This is a genomic window from Orenia metallireducens (assembly GCF_003001995.1).
Lineage (GTDB): Bacteria > Bacillota > Halanaerobiia > Halobacteroidales > Halobacteroidaceae > Orenia > Orenia metallireducens_B.
This window is the reverse complement of the sequence record NZ_PVNB01000023.1, coordinates 1-24296: the sequence shown is the minus strand read 5'-3', so window position 1 is coordinate 24296 and position 24296 is coordinate 1. Positions and strand designations below refer to the sequence as shown.

The window sequence follows — 24296 nt, the reverse complement described above, 5'->3', positions numbered from 1 at the left end:
TAAGCTAGCATAGCCTGTAATTATATTAATCATACAGGACTTAATTATAGTATTTATACTAAACTGGTGGAAATACCTTCTAATTTTATAATCAATTAAGCTATAAAAAAATATAAAGGATGCAAAATTGCATCCTTTATCAAAATTAATTTTCAATTTTGGGCTCCTTTAACATTAAAACAGCAATGATTATACCTAAAACTGCAAGTCCTATCGTTGGATAGAAGGTATATAAATAACTTCCTAGTATATCTCTTAACTTACCTGCCAGCAGATTCCCTAATACAGCTCCTACCCCATAAGCAGTAAATAAGAATCCATAATTCTTACTATAGTTCTTTGCTCCAAAGAAGATTCCTATAGCAGCAGGTGCTATCGCTAACCAACCACCAAGGTTCAACCAGAATATAGCAAAAGCCAATCCATATAAAAATACATTCCCTTCGCCAGTATTTAGCATTAAAATCGATGCTACAATTATCAATGTATATGAAATAATAGCAGCTTTCTTAGGGTTGAGGCTATCTGTAATACTTCCAAAAATAGGTCGCCCTATTCCATTGAAGATAGCAAAAAAGGAGACCATAAAGGCTGCTGTACTAGCATCTAACTTAACAACTTCCTCAGCTACAGGGCTTGAAATTCCAATAGCCATTAAACCTACCAGTGTTCCTATTACAAAACAGAGCCACAGACCATAAAAAGTTGATGTCTTTATCATCTCTTTAGCAGTTAAATCTCTTACACCTAGCGTGCTATCTTTTTGATTATCGTCATCACCCTCCAACTCTCTTTCTGGAAACTTCAACGGTAATGCTAAAACTGTAATAATAATAGCAAAGGCTATACCTAAGATTCTAAAGGTCTGAAAAGGTCCATAAGAATTTACCAACCAATTTGCCACAGGAGCAGTTACAAAAGGGGATAGACCAAAACCACCTAAGGTCAAACCTACCGCCAATCCCTTCTTATCAGGAAACCATTTAGCAGCTACCGCCATAGGAGCTCCATAAGCTATCCCTACTCCTCCACCTGCAATTATACCATAGGTAATAATCAACATAGTTATATTAGAAGCAAAGCCTGATGCAATCCAACCAATTGAAACGATTAATCCTCCAACTATAGTCATTACTCTAGGACCATACTTATCTATTAATCCTCCTGCAATCGGCATTCCTAGCGCATAAGCCACTAAAAAGAACATATAAGGTAAGCCACTTTCAGTAGCACCAATATTAAATATCTCCTCTATAGGCTTTCTAAATACACTCCAAGCATAGACTGTCCCCATGCACATAAAGATTATCAATCCTAAAGGTATATATAACCACCTCTTATTTCCTTTAGAAATATTCGAATTTGATATACTTTCCAAATCAATTCATCCTCCTTATTATTTAATAATTTTATTAATTGAAATTATGATAACATAGCTATAAAAATAAATTCACCCAATGACAGCCTAATATTAATAAAAACTCACTATATTTTAGCATGCTTATTAAATTAAAAGATAAGATATACTAAAGGTATTATCAGTACTTATATTCTCCAAATTAATAATAATAATAACTAATCTACTCTTATAAGTCTATAAACCTTTACAACTACCTTCTTTGATTAAAGGTTCTTAGCCTCTATGTTTAAGAACATAAAAAAAGGTCAACACCAGATTAGCTAAGATTAATCTTAGCTAATCTGGTGTTGACCTACATAGGACTGGTATCTTATACCCTTCTTCTGCCTGCCAACTCGGTTTTCTATTTTATATGTTACCATAATACTATCTTAACTAGACTAACTAACATATATCTTTTCAAGATAGCATTAAAAATTCAATATTTATTTCCATTACTATTATCAGCCATTTTTGATTTTAAAGTAATCTTTAAATACAAACTAACCAATATTTAACATACCACAGTAATTACTTTCCTTATTATATCGATATAACATCACCTTGTCAAGTATTTTCTTGCAAAGACAAAATTGATGATTATCAGTTTATAAAATAATCAAGTTAGCTCTGTCAGAGCTTAGTTACCTTTTAAATCTTATTATTCCTTTATTAAGAACCTATCTTCTCCTCTAAATCAGCAGATAATTTAAAGACCATGATTCTTTCACCAGTTCTTGTACTGATATCACTATGGAATATAACTACTTCTTCACCAGTCTGCTCTTTAATGATCTCTCCTAGCTTTTCTCGTCCTGCTTCTAACAGATCAGCACGAATTCTTTTAATGGACAATAAACCTTCAGTTGTCTCAGACAGCTTATGTTCAGCGGGTGTTAACAGCCCCTTTAAAACAACTATTATCATATCCCGCATAATGTCGGTCTTAACCATAACTGGTCCTCGACCTAAAAAGTCCTTCTCCCATTGTGTCAATTCTCTGCTGATTGCTGCTTCCAACTGCCCCTTTGTCATAGTTTACCTCCTAACCAAAAAAATATATATCATATTAACATATATGTTAATATGATATATATTTTATCTCAATTTATTACAGATTTAACAGACTAAATACATTTTAAAATAAAGACATTCAGTTGTCAAGACTAAAAGATATTTGATAATAGCTTACTGAGCTAACAATATTCTATCATTAGTCAGTCGATGACCACTGACCTTAGTAAACTTATCCAATAAATCATCTATAGTCATTCCTTCTCGCTCTTCACCTTTGACATCCAAGATAATATTACCATTATTCATCATGATAGTTCTAGTACCCAACTCTATAGCGTGGTCTAAATCATGGGTAACCATCAAAGTCGTCAACTCATGACGCTTTACTAATTTCTGAGTAATCTCTATAATATTCTGAGCTGTTTTTGGATCTAAAGCTGCAGTATGTTCATCTAATAATAATACCTTTGGCTTCTGCAAAGTTGCCATTATCAAGGTGAGTGCCTGCCGTTGACCACCCGATAATAGCCCAACCTTATCATCTAGCCTATCCTCTAAGCCTAAATTTAGGATACTTAAAGCCTCTTGAAACTTCTTACGCCTAGCAGCTTTCACACCAATTCCTAATCCTAAACGTGAGCCTCTTTTTAAAGCTAAGACCAGGTTCTCAGCAATGGTCATAGAAGCTGCTGTTCCCTGTAAAGGGTCTTGAAAGACTCTGCTGATTAAATTTGCTCGCTGATGGTCAGACTTATTTGTTAAGTCCTTATCATCAACAATCACCTGACCTTGATCTAAAATTAGATTTCCTGCAATCACATTCAATAAAGTCGATTTACCAGCACCATTACTACCAATAACTGTGATAAATTCACCCTTATCCATCTCCAAATTCACACCCCGTAGGGCCACCTTCTCATTGATAGTCCCCTTATTAAAAACTTTAACTCCACCGATAACTTTAAGCATTACTTAGCACCCCCTTGTAACCTTTTAAAGCTAAATTGCTCTTTAATCGCTGGTGCTCCTAGTGCTCCAATTACTAAAATAGCAGTAATTAATTTTAAATCATTTGGGTTCAAACGCATTCGTAATGCGATAGTAATAACCAGTCTGTAGATAACTGAACCCAAAACAACTCCTAAAGTAGCCCATTTAATGGTTTTATTTCTGACTATAGCCTCACCTATAATCACTGATGCTAAACCAATAATAATCATACCTATCCCCATCTTAACATCGGTAAATCCTTGGTGTTGAGCTACTAAAGCACCAGCTAATGCTACTAATCCATTAGATAGTCCTAAACCTAAGATTACAGTTAAATCTGTATTTACTCCTAAACTTCTAACCATCTGCTTATTATCACCAGTTGCCCTTAGTGCTAAACCTAGCTCCGTCTTTAAGAACCAATCAATTAACAATTTAACTATTAGCACAACTACAAAGAAGAATATAAAAGTACTTGCTTTTTCCGATATTCCTAAACTAGTTAATAAGTTAAATATTTTATTCTTGCCTAATAATGATATATTGGCTCTTCCCATAATCCTTAAATTAATCGAATAAAGTGCTGTCATCGTCAATATTCCCGATAATAATCCAGTTATCTTTAATTTAGTATTTAAGATACCTGTTAAAGTTCCAGCTAATATTCCAGCTAATAAAGCTAAGATAATTGCTACTACAGGATTCCATCCTGAATAGATCAACTTAGCTGCTACTGCCGCCCCCAAGGGAAAGCTCCCATCTACAGTCAAATCAGGAAAATCTAATATTCTAAAGGTCAAATAGACCCCTAAAGCCATAATTGCATAGACTAATCCCTGCTCAACAGAACTTAAAAAAACACTTATATTCATTACTACTCCTCCTACTCTATTCCTTTACAATTAATCAAAATTATAGCCAAATGACTAATATCAGTTATATATTACCCATTAATAAAGTAACTATGATATCATAGTTACTTTATTAATGTACTATTTAAAGTGATTATTAATTATTTATTCAATAACCTTTTTTGCTCTATCTATAATTTCTCGAGAAAGTTCAATATTCATTTCCTTAGCTGCTTTTAAATTAATAACTAAATCTGTATTCTCTAAATACTGAATTGGCATTGTAGCTGGGTCTTCCCCTGCTAATACTTTAACTGCCATCTTAGCAGTTTGACGACCTAGTTGGTAATAGTTAATACCTACAGTTGCTAATCCACCATTTTCTACAGAATTATCTTCTCCTACTACCAAAGGTAAGTCATTCTCATTGGCTACTTTTACTACTGATTGTATTGCTGATACTACTGTATTATCAGTTGGTACGTAAATTGCCTTTACTCTGCCAACTAAGGATTGAGCCCCTTGATAAACCTCATTACTTGAACTGACTGTAACAGGAACTAACTCTAAGCCTAATTCTTTAGCTGCCTTTTCAGCTAATTCCGCCTGTACAACAGAGTTGATCTCTCCTCCATTGTAGATAATCCCAACCTTCTTAACATCAGAAACTATTTCAGTCAATAACTCTAGCTGCTTCTTAACTGGAGTTAAATCACTAGTCCCTGTAATATTTGCTCCTGGCTCTTCTAAACTCTCTACTAAACCAGCTGATTTTGGATCTGTAACTGCGGTAATTAAGATTGGAGTCTCTTTGACACTATTAGCTACTGCTTGAGCTGTTGGAGTTGCAATTGCTAAGATCAAATCTAATTCATCATAAGCAAACTGCTTGGCTATAGTTTGAGCTGTTGCCATATCTCCTTGAGCATTTTTGTAATCATAAGTAATATTTTCTCCCTCTTTATAACCTGCTGTGGCTAACTCTTCAATAAAACCTTCTCTTGCTGCATCTAAAGCTGGATGCTCTACAATTTGAATTATCCCTACTTTAATCGGCTTATCTACTTCAGCTGCCTTATCTGTCCCTTGATTTGAACAGCCGATTAATAATCCTAATGATAAAATAACTACTAAAAGACTAACTACTCTACTTCTCATCTTCTTATTCCCCCTAAAATTTAATATACAAAAAGAAAAACACCCCCGTAGGAGTGGTAAAATTTATCAATAAATAGGTATACCTAGCCTATTTATTTGGCAAATATTCACTACCAAGCTACCATCCTACTATTTTTATAAAGCTACTATACTAAATTATCAACCTACATAAATTACCAAACTACTATAACCTACTATTATTACAATAAATTATATTCAATTTATCCTATAATGTCAAGAGTTAAAGTATTAAAACTCAATTTAAAAGCTTTACTACCTCATCTAATACTCCCCTAGCTATCTCTAACTTATCTGCTTTTTCTAAAGTAACCTGAATATCCTTACCGATAATTGTAACCTGATTATCATCACTTGCAAAACCCGTCTCTTGAGCACTGATATCATTAGCAACTATCAAATCAGCTTTCTTTCTTTTGAGCTTACTTTGAGCATTCTCTAATAGATTATCAGATTCAGCTGCAAAACCCACCAAGACTTGATTTTCTCTCTCTTTACCTAATCTAGCTAGAATATCCTCAGTTCTCTCTAATTCAATCAGTAAATCTCCATCCTTCTTCTTAATCTTGGTATCAGAGAACTCTTTAGGGCGATAATCTGCCACTGCTGCTGCCATAATAATTACATCCTGCTCTTCTTTATATTTAAAAACCGCTTCTGCCATCTCAGTTGCTGTTTTTACATCTATTCTCTCTACCCCTTTAGGAGTAGTTAAGTTGCTAGGTGCTGAAATTAAAGTTACATCTGCCCCATAAGCTGCTGCCATTCTAGCCAAGGCATAACCCATCTTACCAGAAGAGTGATTGCCTAAAAACCTAACTGGGTCTAATGCTTCTCTTGTTCCCCCAGCAGTTATCAACACCTTTTTTCCTAGCAACTCCTCATTCTCAGCCAATAAAATTGCTGTAGAACTTGCTACAATCTCAGCAGGTTCAGGTAAACGTCCTAAGCCCTCATAACCACAGGCTAAGTATCCTGCATCAGCTTCAATAATTTTATATCCTCTCTGTCTTAAATAATCCATATTCTCTTGGACTATAGGATTATGATACATATTCACATTCATTGCTGGTGCCAAAACCACCTTCCCTTTAGTCGCCATTACCGTCGTAGATAGCATATCATCAGCAATACCATTTTTAATCTTTCCAATAATATTTGCCGTAGCAGGAGCAATCAAAAATAAATCAGCCTTATCTGCCAAAGAGATATGCTCTACATCCCAATACTGAGCTCTACCAAACATCTCTACTACAACTGGGTTATGGCTAATTGATTGAAAGGTCATCGGCTGCACAAACTCTGTGGCAGACTTGGTCATAATTACATAAACCTCAGCCCCCAACTTTTTAAATCTACTCACAATCTCTACAGCCTTATAAACTGCTATTCCTCCAGTCACACCTACTACAACATTTTTCCCTTTTAAAAGCACTTTGAACTCCTCCTTAATCTGGTATTTAAGCTTAGAATTAAACTTAATAGAGATGCGACACTTTTTTATTAGCTACTAGCTGCTGGCTTCTACCCTTTAGCTTTTAAGGTCTTAGCTAATAACCAGTAGCTATAAGCTAGTAGCAAAACTGTCGCAATATACTCATATTGTATTAATTATATTAATAGAATAATTATAATAAAAAATGCCTCCTATTAACTCAGCTAAGTTCTATCACTTAATTTTCTGAGTTAAATTAGAAGACATCTATCTTATTTACTAGATTTTTAAATAATATTATAATCACTAAATTATAACTTTTACTAAAATAATAATCAACTTATCTCTTTTCTACAGGTCTTAGCTTATCTGCTATAATCTCTTCTAAAGCCTTAGAGACATCTTTAGTCCCTCTATATTCATCTAATAAGGACTCTGCCCCTTCATTCATCTTTCTAGCTCTCTTAGCTGAAACAATAACAGCAGAAAAAGCAGAACCACATTTCTCTACTAATTCGTTCATCCCTGGATAAGATAGCAAAATAATCACTCCTTTTAGCTATTGACTATTAACTATTTGTCTAATAGTTAAATTTTACATCTCTCTGCAATAATAATTGATTTTAATTTATCTACTGCATTTTCAACCTCATCATTAATAATCAAATAATCATATCTATCAATCTCTTCTAACTCTTTAGTAGCATTACTCATTCTAGTCTGAATAGCATCTTCAGTCTCTGTACCTCTTTTATAAATTCTAGATTTCAGCTCTTCCATAGATGGTGGTGCTAAAAAGACAAAAACCCCTTCACTAAAGCTCTCTGCAACCTGTCGAGCACCTTGAATGTCAATCTCTAAAATTACATCCTTCCCACTCTTTAAAGTCTCTTCAACATAATTTCTAGGAGTTCCATAATAATTATTATGTACCTTTGCCCACTCAATAAATTCATCATTCTTTATTGAAGCCCTAAATTCATCTTGACTCATAAAGAAATAATGTACTCCATCTATCTCCCCTTCACGAGGTTCTCTAGTAGTTGCTGATACAGAATAGCATACCTCATCATATTCCTCTAACAAAGCTCTTAATACTGTTCCTTTACCCACTGCGGAAGGTCCAGATAAGATTATTAAATTTCCTCTATTTTCCCTATTGTTCAGCATACTCATAATCTTCCTTCCCCTATAGCTCTCTTATTACTCATCATCATCTTTTAAACGCTGTGAAACTGTTTCTGGCTGGACTGCAGATAAAATAATGTGATCACTATCTGTGATAACAACAGCTCTAGTTCTTCTACCATAAGTAGCATCAATCAACATCCCTCTATCCCGTGCATCCTGGATAATTCTCTTTATTGGCGCCGATTCAGGGCTTACAATAGCAATGATTCTATTAGCTGCAACAATATTACCAAAACCGATATTAATTAATTTAATATTCATTATGTCTCCTCCTTAATTTAGTAATAACTCAGCTCATAAAACATCTATATTTCAAATAATATAGCTAATAGATTTTATTAGGATTTAGACTAATTTATAATATATCATAACTTAAATATACTTTGCAAGTAAATTATTGATTACTATTTTATCAAAGATTCCAATTTATAATTCAAAATAAGATAAAATAGCAATAATTACCGATTAATCTTAACTCTTTTTATTAAATATAATCACCATAAAAATCCTTATATTAAATCAATCATCTTATTGCTATAATTATTCAAATAATCTTTGAAAACAGCTCTGATCTCAACACTAAAAAGTGCTTAATTTCCTTCGATTACTCTCTTTCTTATCTCTTCAATAATCATTCTATGAGTTCTAGGATGAGAAAATAAATAAGAGACTAACATCTCATAATCACTTTGATTAATTTGATTGTAATATAACATAGTATCTAAAATAGGAACTGGAAATTTATCCTTTGGAACAATAGCTACTAGCTTTTTCTGCCCATCGGGCATTTGAGCATATACCTTTAAATCATAAATCTCACCATGAAAGAATGATACCTTGCCCTTTTCTACTATAAAATCCTCTAGATTTAATTTACAAAAGTCACAATTGGTACTTGGAGTAGCTACTAAATAATAAATTTGTTCAAAGGAGAATTCTAAATCTTCTAACTTTTGTCCTATTTTCAACAGCTTTCTTTTGGCAAAAAATTCAAGACCATAAGAATAAAAACAATCTCTAAAATATAATAGACAAGCAATATAAGTAAAGATCCCAATAACCAATAAATTACTTGGCATCATATCACCTCTCTTCCCCCTTAGAAAGTCAATCAGACTCTTTAATCCTTTATAACAAAGAGCAGATCTATTCTGTAAATCTATGAAGACTCTTTAATAGAGCCTAAATATTCTTGATACAATTTAACATTATTGCGCCCACTAGATTTAGCGTAGTATAACGCCTCATCAGCCACATTTAATAACTCACGATCTGTACTAGCATCATCAGGGAAGATACCTATACCTACACTAATTGTTACGTTACCATTAGGTTGGGTCTCTTGATTTTTAAAGTAACTATCAGCAACTTTAGACCTAATCCTTTCAGCTATAGCATAAGCTACATCTGAGAAGACATTTGGTAAGATAATAGCAAACTCTTCCCCACCAAATCTACATACTACATCATTATCCCTTGTATTATCCTCTAATATCTTAGATAACTGTTTTAAAGCCTCATTTCCTGCTGGATGGCCATTGTTATCGTTATAGGCCTTAAAGTAGTCTATGTCCATCATTAATAGTGCCAAAGAGGCCTCTCTCTCTTTAGCAAACTCTATCTCTTGCTGAAGGCTTGTTTGGAAATGCCTTTGATTGTAGATACCCGTCAGATTATCTTTAACGGCCATATCCTCCTTTAACTTATGCAATTTAGCATTCTGTATAGCCAAAGCAGCTTGATTGGCAAAGGGTAATAATGAATCTATACTTTTGTAAGTAATCTCTCTTTTATTAGCAATATTATCAACAACCAAAACCCCAATAGCCCTCCCTTTAACGATCAAAGGTACAATAGCAAAAGCCTCCATTGCCAATTCTGCAGCTAAAGTACATTCGAACTTATCATCAGGGTCCATCACTTTAATATTATAAGTCTCTTTATTCCTAATTACTCTAGTAGCTATATGCTCCTTATCTAATTTAAAGGAGAGGTTCTGAATAATATCATTTAATTTCTTATCACTTAACTCTAGCTGTTCCTGTACAGCAATCATACCCTCTAAATTAATCTTATCTTTAGCAACATTCTGCCAAGTCTGTAGCCCTTCTTGCTGGTCTAGGGGACCAATCCCAATCTTACCTGTCAACATATTCTCGTTTTCATCATCTATTAAAAATAAGATAGCACGATTAAACTCTAAGCCATAGCCAGCTGTTACAGCTGATAAGATTATCTGTAATACTTTATCTAACTCTAATGTTCCCTGCAAAATAGCACTAATCTCTCTAAGAACTCTTAGCTCTTTAATTTGGTTTGATAATCCCATATTTAATTCCATGATACTTTCAATTTTATCTCTAACCATACTATTTAAGCACCCTGAAACCAAAGAAATAAACAGAAAGAAGGATAAATGGTAGCCAATCTCTCTAATACCAAATTCCGCCCATATCAAAACAGGTAAGATCACTATAGAAGTAATTACCCCTCCCTTTGTTCCCATTAGAATTGTACTTGCAACAATAAGTAAATATAAGGAAGCGATTCCAATGATACTATTGACAGGATTTCCAAATAGTAAATAATTTATAATAAAAACTATTAAAAGTCCAGATAATAATAGATAGGAATTGGCAGTTAATTTCCTATTAAAAGAGGATATCATTATTAAAATTATAGGCAATATTACTGATATAAGTAAGAACAATATTATCTCTAACATACAATCCCTCCTCTTTTTAATTAATATTCTATACCTTATATCTTTTTCCTGCAAAGCAATTATAAAATGTTAATTACTATTAACATTTTAAGAAATAAAATTTAATTTTTCTTATAAATTTACAGAAAATCAGCTTTACAATTATATAAATATAAACAGATTGCTTCTTATTAAAATAATTATTGTTCCTTTTAAATTTTTTGAATTATAAATTTATTCACAATAATTTAGACCTGCTAAATAGTAATTCTATTTTTTATCAATTAATACATTTATAATCAATCATCAGTTAATTTATTCCATATTAGCTTAAATTTCATTGTTAAAGTTTAACTTCTTATAAACTAACAATCAAACTAAAAAAGACTAAATATTAAAAAAGCTTGCAACTGAACGTTCAGTTGCAAGCTTTTTTAAACAAAAATTACAAACTATTTATTACTTCTAAACATCTAGCACAAACCGTTTCATGCTCTTTATCTTCCCCGACAGTCTCACTGTAATTCCAGCAACGGTCACACTTTTCACCAGCTGCTTGAGCTACAGCTACTTTAATCTCAGACTCTTTTCCTTCATAGACATCCCCACTTACTTGCTCATCAGCTTCTGCCAATTGAGCAACAGAGACGATAAATAACTCTGCTAAATTATCAAATTGAGCTAAAAAGTCATAAGTCTTTTCACTTGGATAAATCTTAACAGCTGCATCTAAAGGATGTCCTATTATCTTCTCCTTGCGAGCAAGCTCTAATGCCTTAGAGACATCCTTTCTAATAGCTAGTAATCTATCCCATTTTGCTGCTAACTCTTCATCAATATACTCTTCTTTAAGCTCTGGCCAGTCCTCTAAGAAGACACTCTCTGCATGGTCTCCAGGTAGATATTTCCAAATTTCTTCTGCTGTATGAACAATTACTGGAGCAATAATCCTAGTCATTGTAGTTAAGATTTCATACATAGCAGTCTGACCTGAACGTCTAACTGGATCATTTGGTTCTAAAATATACATTCTGTCTTTAAGAATATCCATATAGAAGGAGCTTAACTCTACTAAGCAGAAGTTATGAACAGCATGATAAATCTTATGATATTCATAATTTTCATAAGCATCTTTGACTAGCTTAACTAGCTTCTGTAGCTGCATCAAGGCCCAACGGTCTAATTCAGTTAACTTATCATAAGCTACAGAGTTCTCTGCTGGATCAAAGTCAGCTAAGTTACCTAAAATATAGCGGGAGGTATTTCTAATTCTACGATAAACCTCAGCATTTTCTTTTAAGATCTTATCAGAAACTCTCACATCCTCTTTAAAGTTAGAAGATGCAACCCATAATCTCAAGATATCAGCACCATATTGCTTGATAATATCATGTGGAGAAACAACATTCCCGATAGATTTAGACATCTTCTTACCCTTCTTATCAACAGTAAACCCATTGGTTACAACAGCCTTATAAGGAGCCTCTCCTCTAGCTGCAATTGAAGTTAATAATGAAGAGTTGAACCAACCACGATACTGGTCTGTACCTTCAAGATAAAGATCAGCAGGTCGATCTAAGATATCATAGTTCTCTAATACCGCAGCATGGCTGGCACCAGAATCAAACCATACATCCATAATATCTTGTTCTTTCTCAAAGTCACTACTACCACATTCACAAGTAATACCTTCAGGTACCATCTCATTGGCTTCTAGTTCATACCAGATACCAGAACCCTTCTCTCCAAATAACTCTTTTACTGCTTCGATAGTCTCTTCAGTTACGATAGTCTCTCCACAATCTTTACAATAGAAGATTGGAATCGGTACTCCCCAAACTCTCTGACGGGAGATACACCAATCTGTTCTATTCTCGATCATATTAGTGATTCTAGTTTCTCCCCACCCAGGATACCACTTTACATTTCTAACTGCCTCTAAAGCCTCATCTTTAATTGCATCAACACTAGCAAACCATTGCTTAGTTGCTCTAAAGATAACTGGATTCTTACATCTCCAGCAATGTGGATAAGAGTGATCAATGAAGTTTAAGCTCATCAATAAATCCTGTTCTTTTAATAAGTTAGTCACTTTAATATTGGCATCATCATAGTACATACCTGCAAACTCTTCTCCAGCTTCCTCAGTAAAAGTTCCTGTATTGTCCATTGGAGCAAATACTGGAATATCGTAGTCTTGACAAACAACATAGTCATCATGACCATGACCAGGAGCTGTATGGACACAACCAGAACCTTGCTCTAAGGTAACATGATCTCCTAAAATCAATTGTGATTCTCTATCATAAAATGGATGCTTACACTTAACACCCTCTAACTCTTCCCCTTTAAACTCTGCTACTATACTATACTCTTCAACCTTGCAAGTCTTCATCATCTGATCTAATAGCTCTTTAGCAGCAACAATTCTACCATTAGAAGTTTGAGCGATTACATAATCGAAGTCAGGATGAACTGAAATCGCCATATTTGATGGTATAGTCCATGGAGTAGTAGTCCAGATAACTACAAAATCATCGGCAGTTAACTCTTCTTCTCCTAAAACCTTACCTTCTTTAACTGGAAACTTAACAAAGATTGAAGGTCCTCGACTATCTTGATATTCAATCTCTGCTTCTGCTAAAGCAGTCTCACAATCGGTACACCAATGAACTGGTTTCAACCCTTGATATAATAGTCCCTTTAATGCCATTTGACCAAAGACATCGATCTGCTTTGCCTCATATTTAGGATTTAAGGTTACATAAGGATTATCCCAATCTCCCCAAACACCTAAACGTTTGAATTGTCCCTTTTGACGCTCTACATATTTAAGGGCATAATCTCTACACATATCCCTTAGCTCTGTAGTAGATAGCTCTTTTCTCTTCTCACCTAATTCCTTAGTTACTTTATGCTCAATTGGTAAACCATGAGTATCCCAACCAGGAACATAAGGTGCTTGGAAACCTTGTAAATGATTATATCTAGTTACAATATCCTTTAAAATCTTATTCAATGCATGTCCAATATGGATATCCCCATTTGCATAAGGAGGCCCATCATGTAAGATAAACTGCTTAGCCCCTTCTCTCTTTTTTAATGCTTTCTCATAAATTTGATTCTCTTCCCAAAACTGTTGAAATTCTGGTTCCCGCTTTGCTAAGCTAGCACGCATTGGAAAGTCAGTCTTAGGTAGATTTAACGTATCTTTATAATCCATTCTTTACACCCCTCTTTTTATAGTTGACAGTTGACAGTAAACAGTTGCTAGTTAACTATACTTTAAATATACTACACCTTTAACTAGCATCTATACGCTGAAAACTAGATTTATAAATCAAATTTTATTCCTTAAAAGCTTGAACTCTCCTCCGACCCCTCTCTTCATCCCAAGAGAGGGGAGAAAAACATTAAGAAATCTTTATTCCCCCTTCTTAAAACTAAGACGGACTGGTTTTGTACGAAGTGGTTGATAGACCCTTAGGGGCTAGGGAGCGTTCTGATGCTTTACTAAAAGTGATCTCTAGCCTTCAAAACAAAACTTCATTCAAAAAATAAAAAAATCTCCTCCCAGCAAGGGACGAGGTTATTATCGCGGTACCACCCTAATTAGTATATAGTAAGCCGAAAGCTCACAGATATACTCACTTAAACAGAATAACGGTCTGCATCCGATTTCTCTTACTATTAATTTCAGAGAAATAGCTAAGAGGTGATCTTCAATATAGCTTCTGTTGCCAGGCTTTCACCATCCCCAGTTCGCTTTAACTTCCACTATATTTACTCTTCTCTATCTTTGCTGTTTATAATATAAGATTTTGTCTTATATTATAATATAAATTTTGAGCTTAGTCAATGAATAATTCAAATTCAGATATATATAATGAATATTATGCCATTATTATAAATTAATACAGATAATTAAATAAATTAAAAATCCAATAACTACCTAGGTTTATATACATAATTTATCAATGATAATATAAGTTAAGAGTAACACATTTTACCATTAGAGAATACTGTAATATGTAAAAAAACAAAGGAGGGTGGAATATGTTTGAAAGAATTTCTAGTGGTCTTGCTGGACTAGGAGCCGGGATTACTATGTTAGCAGGTATTGGTGTAGGAAAAGGAACAGGTTTAGCTATCGCAGCTGCTGTTGAAGGGATTGCACGACAACCAGAGGCTTCTAATTCAATATTACAAGCTCTTGGTAGAGGTCAGCTCTTAGCATTAATGCCCCTTTTAGCTGCTATAATCATAGCCATTTATTTAGTGTTATTTGCTAAAAGATACTACTGCCACAATATCTGCATTAATAGAGGTCTAATGTTTCTTGGTACAGGTATCTCTATTTTAGCTGGCATAGGAACAGCCATCGGTATAGGTACAGCCACAGCGGCTGCAGTTGAAGGAATTGCACGACAGCCAGAAGCTTTTGATTTAATCTTCAATGCTCTTACTAACAATGGCTTTATAGCATTAATTTCAATTGTAGCTCCATTTATAATATCACTACTTCTTATCTCAATTACTAGAAGAACCGATTAACTATGAATTTGCAAAATACACATCTTTTTGATGATTGTAATTACTCATTTAATCACACCTGCAGACCATGGCTAATATATTACTTTTTATCTTCTGTTAGTAAACTTAAAATCTATTAATCAAAATAAAAAAGATATGATAAAAGAAATCGCTCTAAAATTTAGAGCGATTTCTTTTATCTTTTAAATATATTTCTACTATTTTCTTACTTACTTAACTTCTTCAACCTTGAATAAACCTCAACCTCATCAGCTGATAACTTACTAGCACTCATCGAATGCTCTAAATAATCCAAGGCCTTATTTCCTGAATTATCCTCTAAATTAACATCTGCCTTATAATCAAGTAACAACTCTGTAATAAAGTTATTCCCTTCAGAGGCTGCTTCAATTAAAGCAGTCTTTCCTTGATTATCTTGAATATTAGCATCGGCTTGATTGTTTAACAACGCTTTGACAGCTCCAACATTATTAGCTTTAGCAGCTTTCATCAATGGAGTCCTTCCTTTATCATCCTGCTTGTTAATGTCTATTCCAGCTGTAATTGCTTCCTTTACTTTTGCAGTTGAAGCAGTATCCCAATTTATATCTTCTGTGCTAGAATTACTGAATGTAGGAACAGCTTCTTCCGCAACTTCCTCATCCTTTTGAGCAACTTCTTGATTAGAACTAGACGTTACATTACTAGAAACTTTCTCTGCGGACTGTTGAGTATCAGTTGAATTAGAACATCCTATAATCGCTAAGGTAAGTACTAATATCAAACTTAAATATACTTTTCTAAACTTCATGCTAATCATCTCCTTTTATAAAATTTTTGAAAAAATACTCAAACCTAACTTTTACAAAAACTAACCTTTCACCTCCTCCTTACATGTACTAATATCTAAATTATACCACGCCACTTCAATAAATCCCAAACTTAGAATTATATTTTTTATCACTTATATAGATATATATACTTTTCCTTATCCCTTTAAATAATTTCTCACTTACTTTTTGACTCAGAAGTTACTAAAGCGGAAGCATTCTTGGAGTATATTTGTAGGTACCATCTCAATCTAAAAAAGATAAACCATCCTTTAATCAAAACCTAAAATCTGATTTAGCAAATTAAAAAACTCAAAACTCCAAGAACAGCACACCAAACCAAAAGACTACTTAGATTATCTAAGTAGTCTTTTTAATCTTTAATCATACCCATACTTACATATTCTTCAACATCTCCACTACTATCTGATAAGAATTATCAGCAGCTATCTTGGCAAACTCATCAAAGGAGATATTCGCTTCACCATCAGCCTTATCAGACATAGAACGGATGATTACAAAGGGCTTAGCATTTAAAAAGCAGACCTGCCCCACTGCAGCCCCTTCCATCTCAGTACAATGTCCAGCAAAGGTCTCACCTAACCAAGCTACCTTCTCTCTATCGGCAATAAATTGATCTCCAGATAAAATCCGCCCTGTCACTACCTTGATCTCTTCAGCAGCAGTTACCTTCTCTCCAGCCTCTTTGGCCAAATCAACCAATCTTTGCTCCGCTTCAAAAAAGACTCTGTCCAATCCAGGTACCTCACCATACTCTCTTCCAAACCCTGTAACATCAACATCATGCTGTGCCACCTCATTAGAGATTACAATATCACCAACATCCAAAGTAGGGTCAACAGCACCAGCAACCCCTGTAAAGATAACCTCATTGACATCAAAGTCATCGATTAATATCTGAGTACAGACAGCAGCATTTACCTTCCCAATTCCACTTCTAACTAGTACCACCTCTTTACCAGTCAAATTGCCCTCATAGAATTCCATACTGGCTTTATTAAGGGTACTTTTTAACTCTAAATCCTTTTTAAGTAACTCTATCTCTATATCCATTGCTCCAATAATACCTATCTTCAATCACTTTCACCCCCTACATCTTAATTAATAGTTAATTACTTAATGTTTTTACTCATCACTCATCACTCGTTACTGCCCTCACGTTGTTACCATAGATTTTACTTTAACACCTTGAATATTTCCAAGCTTTCCTGCCAAAGCACCTATCTGGTCATTGCTCCCATCTACAATCAAAGAGATAATATTCAATCCCCTATCCTGATATGGTAGTCCCATTCTTCCCACAATAATATCCCCATATCCTGCTAAAATATCATTAACTTTAGCTGCAGCTCCCATCCGGTCACTGATTACAATACCAATTACCGCTATTCTCTTCTCCATTTAAAGCTCCTCCTTATTCTGATGAATCATCTTCGGATTTTAGAGCCTCAATCTCCTCTGTTTGTGCTGGCTTTTGCTCTTCTTCTAACATCTCTAAGTGGCTTTGTAATAATGTCTTGAATCTAATCTTAAATAGACGTTCATTCTCCAACAACTGTTGATATTCTCTATACTTATCTTCAGTCTTTTCTCTAGCATCCATCAACTTCTGCTTGGCCTCAAATTCAGCCTCATCAACTAGCTTATTAGCTTTAACCTCTGCCCCTTCAATAGTGTTCTTAGCCTTAACCTCACCCTCTCTAAGAATCTCCTTAGCCTTTCTTTTCGCTTCTGTCAATACCATTTCCGCTTCTTCTTGAGCTTGCTGCTTCTTATCTTCAGCAAATTTATGAGCCTTATTAACAGTATCATCTAAAGATTGTTGTAGTTCTTCATACCTCTTCAACTCTGAACTTAAATCCTCAACAAGAGAGTTCAATCGGGTCTGCTCTGAGATCATCTCTTCATAATAGACTGCTACTAACTCTAAAAAGTCATCTACCTCTTGTGTATCATATCCTCTTAGGCTCTTTTTAAACTTTCTATTATAGATATCTGCTGGTGTTAAAGACATAAGTATCTCCTCCTAGATATATCGCTTTAATCTTAATTTAATCCTTCCTCGATTGGATTCACCCAATAACTTTTCTATCTCTACTCTACCTCTACCCCTAATAGAGATAATATCCTCTCGACTTATCACATAAGCAGGATTATCAATGACCTTCCAATTAACTTTAACCTTCCCTTGCTCTATCTCTTTACTCATCTTACTACGTGAAGTAGAAAAACCAGAACTGGCTACAGAATCTAGACGCAAAGAAGCCACCGTCGTATCAATCTCCTTGATTCTTTCTGGCTCTATCTGTAAATTATCAAAATCAATCTCTTCTATCTCTACTCCAACCTTATGTACTTTATCTAAATTCAATTTAAGATAATCTCTAATCTCTTCAGCTACCACGGCTTGACAACCATCTTGGTATAAGATTAAATCACCAACCATCTCTCTTTTAATCCCTGTTCCTAAGATAGAACCTAAAAAGTCCCGATGGCTTACCTCTTGGAATTCAAATTTTCCTCTAATATCCAATAGAACGATTGGGCTCTCAACTAACTCTGCTAAATAATAATCAGGGGTCAAGGTCAATCTCTTTCTTTCAGCCCGGTCATAGCCACCATATTCCCAAACCTTCAAATCTGCTACCTGCTCTAAAATCGGTTTAGCCAAATAAAGATGATGAGGATTTAAGAAATTGGTGAAAGTTGCTTGATGTCTAGTCAAAGCCAACTCTGCTTTATCCAAAATTTGAGCCAACTCTATTCTATCCTCTTCATCATTTATATGAGAGAGCAACCTCTCTTTATCTAACACTGTTATCACTCCTATTCCCTATACTATTCAGATTAAATTCTTCTAGTTTTAACTAAAATAAATGATATAGTAATTGGATTACTCCATTTCTGACAATTTGCAAAGCTAGCAAAGCTATAATTGGTGAAAAGTCAATTCCACCTAAATTTGGCATCATCTCTCTAATTGGACCTAAAACAGGCTCTGTTGCTCGATAAATAAAGGCTATAATCTTTCTCATCGTCTGGTGATGGGTCGGTGGTTGCACCCAAGACATTACAACTCTAGCTATAACTAAATAATAATAAAATTGAAAAAATCTATCAACTAAATAAATTAACAGCATCTATTTCTCTCCTCTTAACTCTTTTGATTTTATGGTAGCAGCTTCTACTGCTTGATACAAGGCTGACCGTACTCCCTCTCTCTCCAACACCTTCAATCCCGTTATCGTCGTTCCTCCAGGAGAAGTTACCATATCCTTTAACTGCCCAGGATGAGCTCCTAACTCTAAGACCATCTTAGCAGAACCAATAATAGTTTGTAAGACCAAACTCAAAGCATCATCACGGCTTAAACCAACATTAACCCCTGCATCTGCTAAAGCTTCAATGATCAAATAAATATAGGCAGGACCACTTCCACTAAGCCCTGTGACAGCATCCATCAGTTCTTCTTCAACTTTTAATGTCCTTCCTACTGTCCCAAAAATCTGCTCAACTAACTTACTATCATCTTGAGCAGCAGTACCTAAGCAATAGGCTATTGCTCCTTCTCCAATCAAAGCAGGTGTATTAGGCATTAAACGGATAACTGCAACCTCTTCTTTTAAATATTTCTCAAGTAGTACAGTATTAACTCCTGCTGCTAGTGAGAATAATTTTTGAGATTTGCTAATATCCTCCCCTATTTGCTTCAAAACTATAGGTATCACTTTGGGTTTGACTGCTAAAATTAAATAATCAACCCTTTTTACTAAGTCTTGATTAGCTCTGCTAGTCTCTATACCATAGCTCTCTTTTAACTCTTCTAATCTATCTGCTCTAATATCACTGATATGTATTTGACTAGGATGATAGACTTCTGACTTAAGCAGTCCTTTAATTAAAGCTTCTGCCATAGCTCCTGCTCCAATAAATCCTATACTCTTCTTACTTTTCATAAAGACTCTCCTTCTCCCCTTTAGATATACCATCTGTTACTGAAACAGACTCAGTATTATATTTATTCTTAACCTTAGAATTCTTCTCAGACTTAGACTTATAGGTTATATTAATTGAATCTGGAGCAAATAAGAATACACTTTCTCCAACCTTCTCTACATTACCACCTAAAGCATAAATGGCACCACTGATAAAGTCAATAATTCTAATAGACACTTGACGATCTGTCTTGCTTAAATTAAGTAAGATCGGTTGCTTATCCCTTAATTTATCAACTATATGCTGAGCCTCATCAAAGCTTTCTGGTTCTACAATTAACATATCCTTAACTTGAGAAGAGCTGATAATTGAGTTCAAATCTTCTCCTTCTAACTTTTGATTAACTTGAGATTTTCTTTTTCTTTCCAATTTAATAGGTGGATAATCATCATTCTCTATCTCCTGTGGACTTAAAGAGAAAAATTGGTCAACCTTGTCTAATAAGGTATTGATAAACTCCATTAGTTATACTCCCTTTCTCCAAAGATTGCTGAGCCAACCCTTAAGATTGTAGCACCTTCTTCAATAGCTACCTCTAAATCATTACTCATTCCCATTGATAATTCTTTCATCTCTACACCTTCTATCTCCTCTGCTTCTATCTTCTCAGCTAACTTCCTTAACTTACGAAAAGCTGGTCTTACCTCTTCAGGGTCATCACTATAAGGTGCAATTGTCATTAAACCCCTAATTTTTACATTTTTAAAGCTACCAATCTTTTTGACCATCTCAATTGCCTCTTTAGTATAAATCCCAAACTTATTATCATCTTGAGCGGTATTGATCTGAATTAATATATCCATTACCCTCTCTTCTTGCTTAGCTCTTTTATTGATCTCCTTAGCCAATCTTAAACTATCAACTGAATGGATTAACTTGCATCTAGTCATTCTTGCTAAATACTTCACCTTATTTCTCTGTAAATGGCCGATCATATGCCATTCTACATCAGAAGAGAACTCTTCATCCTTCTCCATTAACTCTTGTACTCTACTTTCACCAAACTCAACATATCCTTTATCTAAAACCACCTGAATCTTATCTAAGGAGTGATACTTAGAAATAGGTAATAATTTAATTTCTGATAGGTCCCTCCCTGATCTTTTAGCAGCAACTTTAATTCTTTCTTCTATTTTTAATAAATTATCATTAATATCTTCCATACATAAAAAACCTCCTCCCTAAATTAATTCTATATCTATTATTCTTTTCCTGCAAAAAAAATACACCTATATAGGTGTATTTTTATAAACAGACAATTTTAATTACTCTAATCATTCATTAATTTGTAGGGAACGGTCGCGACCGTTCCCTACAACAATTCAAAACCTTTAATACCAATTATATATATGTTAATTTCAGACTCAATTATAATGAGCTTGCTGCAATCTCTGCCAATTGAGAACGCTCACCTTTATATAGAGTCATATGCCCAACTAAAGCCTTATCCTTTAACCTCTCCACAACATATGTTAAACCATTACTATTACTATCAAGATAAGGATGATCTATCTGATAAGGATCTCCTGTTAAGACAATCTTAGTATTTTCACCAGCACGAGTAATAATTGTCTTCAACTCATGGGGAGTTAAGTTCTGTGCCTCATCAACTATGATAAATTGATTTGGAATACTTCGACCACGAATATAAGTGATTGCTTCCATCTCAATTAAGCCCATCTCCTTTAAATCGGCTACAGCACTAGCTCCATTCTCATCTTTGCCACCTACTAAAAACTCCATATTGTCAAAGATAGGTCTCATCCAAGGAGCTAACTTCTCATCTTTATCCCCTGGCAAGAATCCTAAATCATTTCCCATAGGAACTATCGGTCTAGTTACAATCAATCGTTTATAGGATTTATCCTCTACAACCTTCTGTAACCCTGCTGCTAAAGCTAAAAGAGTCTTTCCAGTTCCTGCTTTACCAACCAAAGTTACTAGCTTAATATTATCATTTAATAATAATTCAAAAGCACATTTTTGTTCACGGTTACGAGGCTTAATTCCCCAAATATCAGTTGGATTAAAGATAAAGGGTATTAATTTATTCTTAGCTTCATCATAACAGCATAATGCTGATTGAGAACCACCAAATTCATCTTCTAAATTGATAAATTCGTTAGGATACAACCTTTCCTCTAAATCCAATTCATTCAATTCTAATTTTTTATCTCTAAATAAGGCATTTATCTTATCTGAAGGAACATTTATATTCTTTATTCCTGAATAGAGTTCATCGATATTTACAGCATCAGTTGCATAATCCTCTGCTGCAAGACCCATAGCATCTGCCTTGATTCTCATATTGATATCCTTAGTAACTAAGATAACAGGGATCTCGCCATCTTCTTGCAATCCCAAAGTAGTTGCTAAAATTCGATTATCGGGCTTATTTGGGTCTAATCCCTTAGGTAATTCTGTTAGAAGTTGATGATTTAATTCAACCTTGATTCTTCCACCATCATCTAGCTCTACGCCATCGCATAATTTCCCTTTTTTTCTTAATTCGTCTAAATATCTAGAGAATATTCTGGCATTACTTCCTACTGAATCTTGGCGTTTTTTCTGGTCATCAACCTCTTCAATAACCACCATCGGAATGATAACTTTGTTATCTTCAAAAGAGAATATGGATTTTGGATCGTGTAGTATAACATTGGTATCTAATACATAAATTTTTTCCACTAGTATTCCCCCTTAATCTTAATTAAGAATAACTTTAACCCCTGGTCCTACCCCTTTTATTACTGCTTGGTCTGTTACCTCTCCTATCAACTCAACCTCTTTAAAATAATTTTTAGTGTAACCATTGACCATCACACCTAGCTTATCATCCCTCTTTATCAGGGCAGAACTAGGAACTACTATTCCATGATACCTCTTTCTAATGATTTCTACATCTGTTTTTCGTAGATCAATTAGCTTAGGGATAAATCTATTAAATTCTATAACCATAATATTTTGAGGCTTATCTAATAGAATAGAATTTATCTTACCTATAAAATACTCTTCTAATCCTGGGAATAAGACCTCTACTTCAGTCCCTACCTCATAATTTGCTAGCTGATTTTGGGGTAACAAGACTGCTAAATAAAATTTAAAATTATCAATCACTTTAAAGATAGGTCTTCCCATATTTACTTTATCACCTGAACTAACAGGATTATACTTTCCTTTTAAATTTACAAAGTGATCATAATTGAGATTCTTTAAATTATCTTCTCTTAGGGTCATCTCTAACCCATCCACCTTGTAACTAATTATCCCAGCATAATAATTATAGAGATTATCACTCTGATTTTCATCATGAAGTTCTGCTATCTTATTTCCAGTACTTATTCTAGCACCTTCAGAGAAATAAAGTTCAACCTCTCCACCTTGAGGTGCAAAAGTTACCCTCTCCCTTCTAATTAAAATTCCTGAAGTCTTAATACTATCTTTAATTGCTTGATAAGTGGTAGTTGCTACCTTGCTGGAATGGTAACCAAAAAAGTTAATTCCAAAGATAACTATTAAGCCACAAACAACTAAGGATAATAAAAATTTAATAAATATAGTTGCATTGGATTTATTATTTCTTTTAAATCTGGTACTCTCAACTTGACTAGTAATTTTAGCAAAATCTCTCATAGTAACCCTACCTTCATATATCATTACAAAGGATTATAAATATTCTATACTTATATAATTCTATATCTATCAAATAATTCCTACCTACCTCTTTAAAAATAATAAAAATTTAATAATTTCAAAGATATTTTTAAACTATCATAGTTATAAGCAGATTCTAAATCTCTCCTTTCCTCTAGCTAGGATTAATTATACCAAATTTTAGGGTTACTAGTCTTTGTACTTAATATCATATTATTCTTCAACTTGAAATATGTGCATTTAATGATAAATTGGATATAATAGCTAATTTAGCTATTTATATTATAACTCTATTGAGGCGAAATATAACTTTATGGGAGTATTGCGACACTTTTACTTTTTAAAAGTGAGCAAAATTATTAAAACAATTTTCGGGAAAGCTTATCAGCTTTTTTCCCGAGTTACTCTTACCTAAAAGTTTGTTATAATAAAGTTAAGCAAGCAAGATGGATAGCGAGTTACTAGGCAATAAGCCTCTACAAAAGTCTTTCACTTGCTT

The 24296-nt window shown here is 34.1% G+C and carries 24 protein-coding genes and 1 other annotated feature; of the genes, 1 reads left to right on the top strand and 23 read right to left on the bottom strand.

What is annotated here, in order from left to right:
- Window positions 1–145: 145 nt before the first annotated feature.
- The 12 genes from BX659_RS14160 to ileS all read right to left on the bottom strand — a co-directional run bounded on the left by BX659_RS14160 (window position 146) and on the right by ileS (window position 13986).
- The gene (locus BX659_RS14160; RefSeq protein ID WP_097018769.1) at window positions 146–1378 is read right to left on the bottom strand and encodes an L-lactate MFS transporter; all 1233 of its coding nucleotides are present in this window, start codon (window positions 1376–1378) and stop codon (window positions 146–148) included.
- A gap of 693 nt (window positions 1379–2071) precedes the next feature.
- Window positions 2072–2434 (bottom strand): DUF2294 domain-containing protein, encoded by a 363-nt coding sequence (locus BX659_RS14155; protein ID WP_097018768.1) that lies wholly within the window; start codon window positions 2432–2434, stop codon window positions 2072–2074.
- A gap of 153 nt (window positions 2435–2587) precedes the next feature.
- Window positions 2588–3385 (bottom strand): ABC transporter ATP-binding protein, encoded by a 798-nt coding sequence (locus BX659_RS14150; RefSeq protein WP_097018767.1) that lies wholly within the window; start codon window positions 3383–3385, stop codon window positions 2588–2590.
- A complete protein-coding gene (locus tag BX659_RS14145) occupies window positions 3385–4278 on the bottom strand; it encodes an ABC transporter permease (RefSeq protein WP_097018766.1) in 894 nt (297 codons plus the stop codon). Before BX659_RS14145 ends, BX659_RS14150 begins: the two co-directional genes overlap by 1 nt.
- 144 nt (window positions 4279–4422) lie before the next feature.
- Window positions 4423–5415 carry an ABC transporter substrate-binding protein gene (locus BX659_RS14140; protein ID WP_097018765.1) on the bottom strand — a complete coding sequence of 331 codons (993 nt, stop codon included), beginning with the start codon at window positions 5413–5415 and terminating at the stop codon, window positions 4423–4425.
- A 256-nt stretch (window positions 5416–5671) separates the two neighbouring features.
- Complete coding sequence (coaBC, locus tag BX659_RS14135; RefSeq protein WP_097018764.1) at window positions 5672–6868, bottom strand: bifunctional phosphopantothenoylcysteine decarboxylase/phosphopantothenate--cysteine ligase CoaBC; 1197 nt, start codon at window positions 6866–6868, stop codon at window positions 5672–5674.
- A 340-nt stretch (window positions 6869–7208) separates the two neighbouring features.
- A complete protein-coding gene (rpoZ, locus tag BX659_RS14130) occupies window positions 7209–7391 on the bottom strand; it encodes a DNA-directed RNA polymerase subunit omega (RefSeq protein WP_258176146.1) in 183 nt (60 codons plus the stop codon).
- 65 nt (window positions 7392–7456) lie between these two features.
- Entirely contained in the window at window positions 7457–8038 is a 582-nt protein-coding gene (gene gmk, locus BX659_RS14125) for a guanylate kinase (protein WP_097018802.1), read from the bottom strand.
- A gap of 33 nt (window positions 8039–8071) precedes the next feature.
- Complete coding sequence (remA, locus tag BX659_RS14120) at window positions 8072–8320, bottom strand: extracellular matrix/biofilm regulator RemA (RefSeq protein ID WP_097018762.1); 249 nt, start codon at window positions 8318–8320, stop codon at window positions 8072–8074.
- 329 nt (window positions 8321–8649) lie between these two features.
- Window positions 8650–9138: a hypothetical protein gene (locus BX659_RS14115; RefSeq protein ID WP_143786675.1), complete on the bottom strand. Its 489-nt coding sequence runs from the start codon at window positions 9136–9138 to the stop codon at window positions 8650–8652.
- An 80-nt stretch (window positions 9139–9218) separates the two neighbouring features.
- On the bottom strand, window positions 9219–10784 hold the full coding sequence (locus tag BX659_RS14110; protein WP_097018760.1) for a diguanylate cyclase: 1566 nt from the start codon (window positions 10782–10784) through the stop codon (window positions 9219–9221).
- 424 nt (window positions 10785–11208) lie between these two features.
- On the bottom strand, window positions 11209–13986 hold the full coding sequence (ileS, locus tag BX659_RS14105) for an isoleucine--tRNA ligase (RefSeq protein WP_097018759.1): 2778 nt from the start codon (window positions 13984–13986) through the stop codon (window positions 11209–11211).
- A 353-nt stretch (window positions 13987–14339) separates the two neighbouring features.
- Window positions 14340–14572: a binding site (T-box leader), on the bottom strand.
- Between the two features lie 247 nt (window positions 14573–14819).
- On the opposite strand from ileS, the gene BX659_RS19305 reads away from it, so the two are divergent.
- Window positions 14820–15317, top strand: coding sequence for a hypothetical protein (locus BX659_RS19305; protein WP_097018758.1), 498 nt, complete (start codon window positions 14820–14822; stop codon window positions 15315–15317).
- A gap of 205 nt (window positions 15318–15522) precedes the next feature.
- Here the strand turns inward: BX659_RS19305 and BX659_RS14095 are convergent, their stop codons facing one another.
- The 11 genes from BX659_RS14095 to BX659_RS14045 all read right to left on the bottom strand — a co-directional run bounded on the left by BX659_RS14095 (window position 15523) and on the right by BX659_RS14045 (window position 23776).
- On the bottom strand, window positions 15523–16107 hold the full coding sequence (locus tag BX659_RS14095; RefSeq protein ID WP_172431949.1) for an ankyrin repeat domain-containing protein: 585 nt from the start codon (window positions 16105–16107) through the stop codon (window positions 15523–15525).
- A gap of 415 nt (window positions 16108–16522) precedes the next feature.
- Window positions 16523–17224 (bottom strand): 5'-methylthioadenosine/adenosylhomocysteine nucleosidase, encoded by a 702-nt coding sequence (locus BX659_RS14090; protein WP_097018756.1) that lies wholly within the window; start codon window positions 17222–17224, stop codon window positions 16523–16525.
- Between the two features lie 78 nt (window positions 17225–17302).
- Complete coding sequence (locus BX659_RS14085) at window positions 17303–17548, bottom strand: TM1266 family iron-only hydrogenase system putative regulator (protein WP_097018755.1); 246 nt, start codon at window positions 17546–17548, stop codon at window positions 17303–17305.
- A gap of 13 nt (window positions 17549–17561) precedes the next feature.
- Entirely contained in the window at window positions 17562–18161 is a 600-nt protein-coding gene (locus tag BX659_RS14080) for a DivIVA domain-containing protein (protein WP_097018754.1), read from the bottom strand.
- 12 nt (window positions 18162–18173) lie between these two features.
- On the bottom strand, window positions 18174–18962 hold the full coding sequence (locus BX659_RS14075; RefSeq protein WP_097018753.1) for a photosystem II S4 domain protein: 789 nt from the start codon (window positions 18960–18962) through the stop codon (window positions 18174–18176).
- Window positions 18963–19014: 52 nt separating this feature from the next.
- A complete protein-coding gene (locus BX659_RS14070) occupies window positions 19015–19287 on the bottom strand; it encodes a YggT family protein (protein ID WP_172431948.1) in 273 nt (90 codons plus the stop codon).
- A complete protein-coding gene (gene proC / locus BX659_RS14065) occupies window positions 19288–20103 on the bottom strand; it encodes a pyrroline-5-carboxylate reductase (protein ID WP_097018752.1) in 816 nt (271 codons plus the stop codon).
- Window positions 20093–20605 carry a cell division protein SepF gene (locus tag BX659_RS14060; protein WP_097018751.1) on the bottom strand — a complete coding sequence of 171 codons (513 nt, stop codon included), beginning with the start codon at window positions 20603–20605 and terminating at the stop codon, window positions 20093–20095. Before BX659_RS14060 ends, proC begins: the two co-directional genes overlap by 11 nt.
- Entirely contained in the window at window positions 20605–21306 is a 702-nt protein-coding gene (locus BX659_RS14055) for a YggS family pyridoxal phosphate-dependent enzyme (RefSeq protein WP_097018750.1), read from the bottom strand. The genes BX659_RS14060 and BX659_RS14055 overlap by 1 nt, the downstream gene beginning before the upstream one ends.
- Window positions 21307–21511: 205 nt before the next feature.
- Window positions 21512–22831, bottom strand: coding sequence for a PhoH family protein (locus tag BX659_RS14050; RefSeq protein WP_097018749.1), 1320 nt, complete (start codon window positions 22829–22831; stop codon window positions 21512–21514).
- 18 nt (window positions 22832–22849) lie between these two features.
- Window positions 22850–23776: an HlyD family efflux transporter periplasmic adaptor subunit gene (locus BX659_RS14045; RefSeq protein ID WP_097018748.1), complete on the bottom strand. Its 927-nt coding sequence runs from the start codon at window positions 23774–23776 to the stop codon at window positions 22850–22852.
- Window positions 23777–24296: the final 520 nt, after the last annotated feature.

Bases quoted from the DNA above. Each gene is read 5' to 3' on its own strand.
- BX659_RS14155 (WP_097018768.1), bottom strand. From the start codon at position 2,434: ATGACAAAGGGGCAGTTGGAAGCAGCAATCAGCAGAGAATTGACACAA.
- remA (WP_097018762.1), bottom strand. From the start codon at position 8,320: ATGAATATTAAATTAATTAATATCGGTTTTGGTAATATTGTTGCAGCT.
- BX659_RS14140 (WP_097018765.1), bottom strand. From the start codon at position 5,415: ATGAGAAGTAGAGTAGTTAGTCTTTTAGTAGTTATTTTATCATTAGGA.
- BX659_RS14055 (WP_097018750.1), bottom strand. From the start codon at position 21,306: ATGGAAGATATTAATGATAATTTATTAAAAATAGAAGAAAGAATTAAA.
- BX659_RS14060 (WP_097018751.1), bottom strand. From the start codon at position 20,605: ATGGAGTTTATCAATACCTTATTAGACAAGGTTGACCAATTTTTCTCT.
- BX659_RS14080 (WP_097018754.1), bottom strand. From the start codon at position 18,161: ATGTCTTTAACACCAGCAGATATCTATAATAGAAAGTTTAAAAAGAGC.
- proC (WP_097018752.1), bottom strand. From the start codon at position 20,103: ATGAAAAGTAAGAAGAGTATAGGATTTATTGGAGCAGGAGCTATGGCA.
- BX659_RS14095 (WP_172431949.1), bottom strand. From the start codon at position 16,107: ATGAAGTTTAGAAAAGTATATTTAAGTTTGATATTAGTACTTACCTTA.
- BX659_RS14085 (WP_097018755.1), bottom strand. From the start codon at position 17,548: ATGGAGAAGAGAATAGCGGTAATTGGTATTGTAATCAGTGACCGGATG.
- BX659_RS14145 (WP_097018766.1), bottom strand. From the start codon at position 4,278: ATGAATATAAGTGTTTTTTTAAGTTCTGTTGAGCAGGGATTAGTCTAT.
- BX659_RS14045 (WP_097018748.1), bottom strand. From the start codon at position 23,776: ATGAGAGATTTTGCTAAAATTACTAGTCAAGTTGAGAGTACCAGATTT.
- BX659_RS19305 (WP_097018758.1), top strand. From the start codon at position 14,820: ATGTTTGAAAGAATTTCTAGTGGTCTTGCTGGACTAGGAGCCGGGATT.
- BX659_RS14110 (WP_097018760.1), bottom strand. From the start codon at position 10,784: ATGTTAGAGATAATATTGTTCTTACTTATATCAGTAATATTGCCTATA.
- BX659_RS14115 (WP_143786675.1), bottom strand. From the start codon at position 9,138: ATGCCAAGTAATTTATTGGTTATTGGGATCTTTACTTATATTGCTTGT.
- gmk (WP_097018802.1), bottom strand. From the start codon at position 8,038: ATGCTGAACAATAGGGAAAATAGAGGAAATTTAATAATCTTATCTGGA.
- ileS (WP_097018759.1), bottom strand. From the start codon at position 13,986: ATGGATTATAAAGATACGTTAAATCTACCTAAGACTGACTTTCCAATG.
- BX659_RS14070 (WP_172431948.1), bottom strand. From the start codon at position 19,287: ATGCTGTTAATTTATTTAGTTGATAGATTTTTTCAATTTTATTATTAT.
- BX659_RS14150 (WP_097018767.1), bottom strand. From the start codon at position 3,385: ATGCTTAAAGTTATCGGTGGAGTTAAAGTTTTTAATAAGGGGACTATC.
- rpoZ (WP_258176146.1), bottom strand. From the start codon at position 7,391: ATGAACGAATTAGTAGAGAAATGTGGTTCTGCTTTTTCTGCTGTTATT.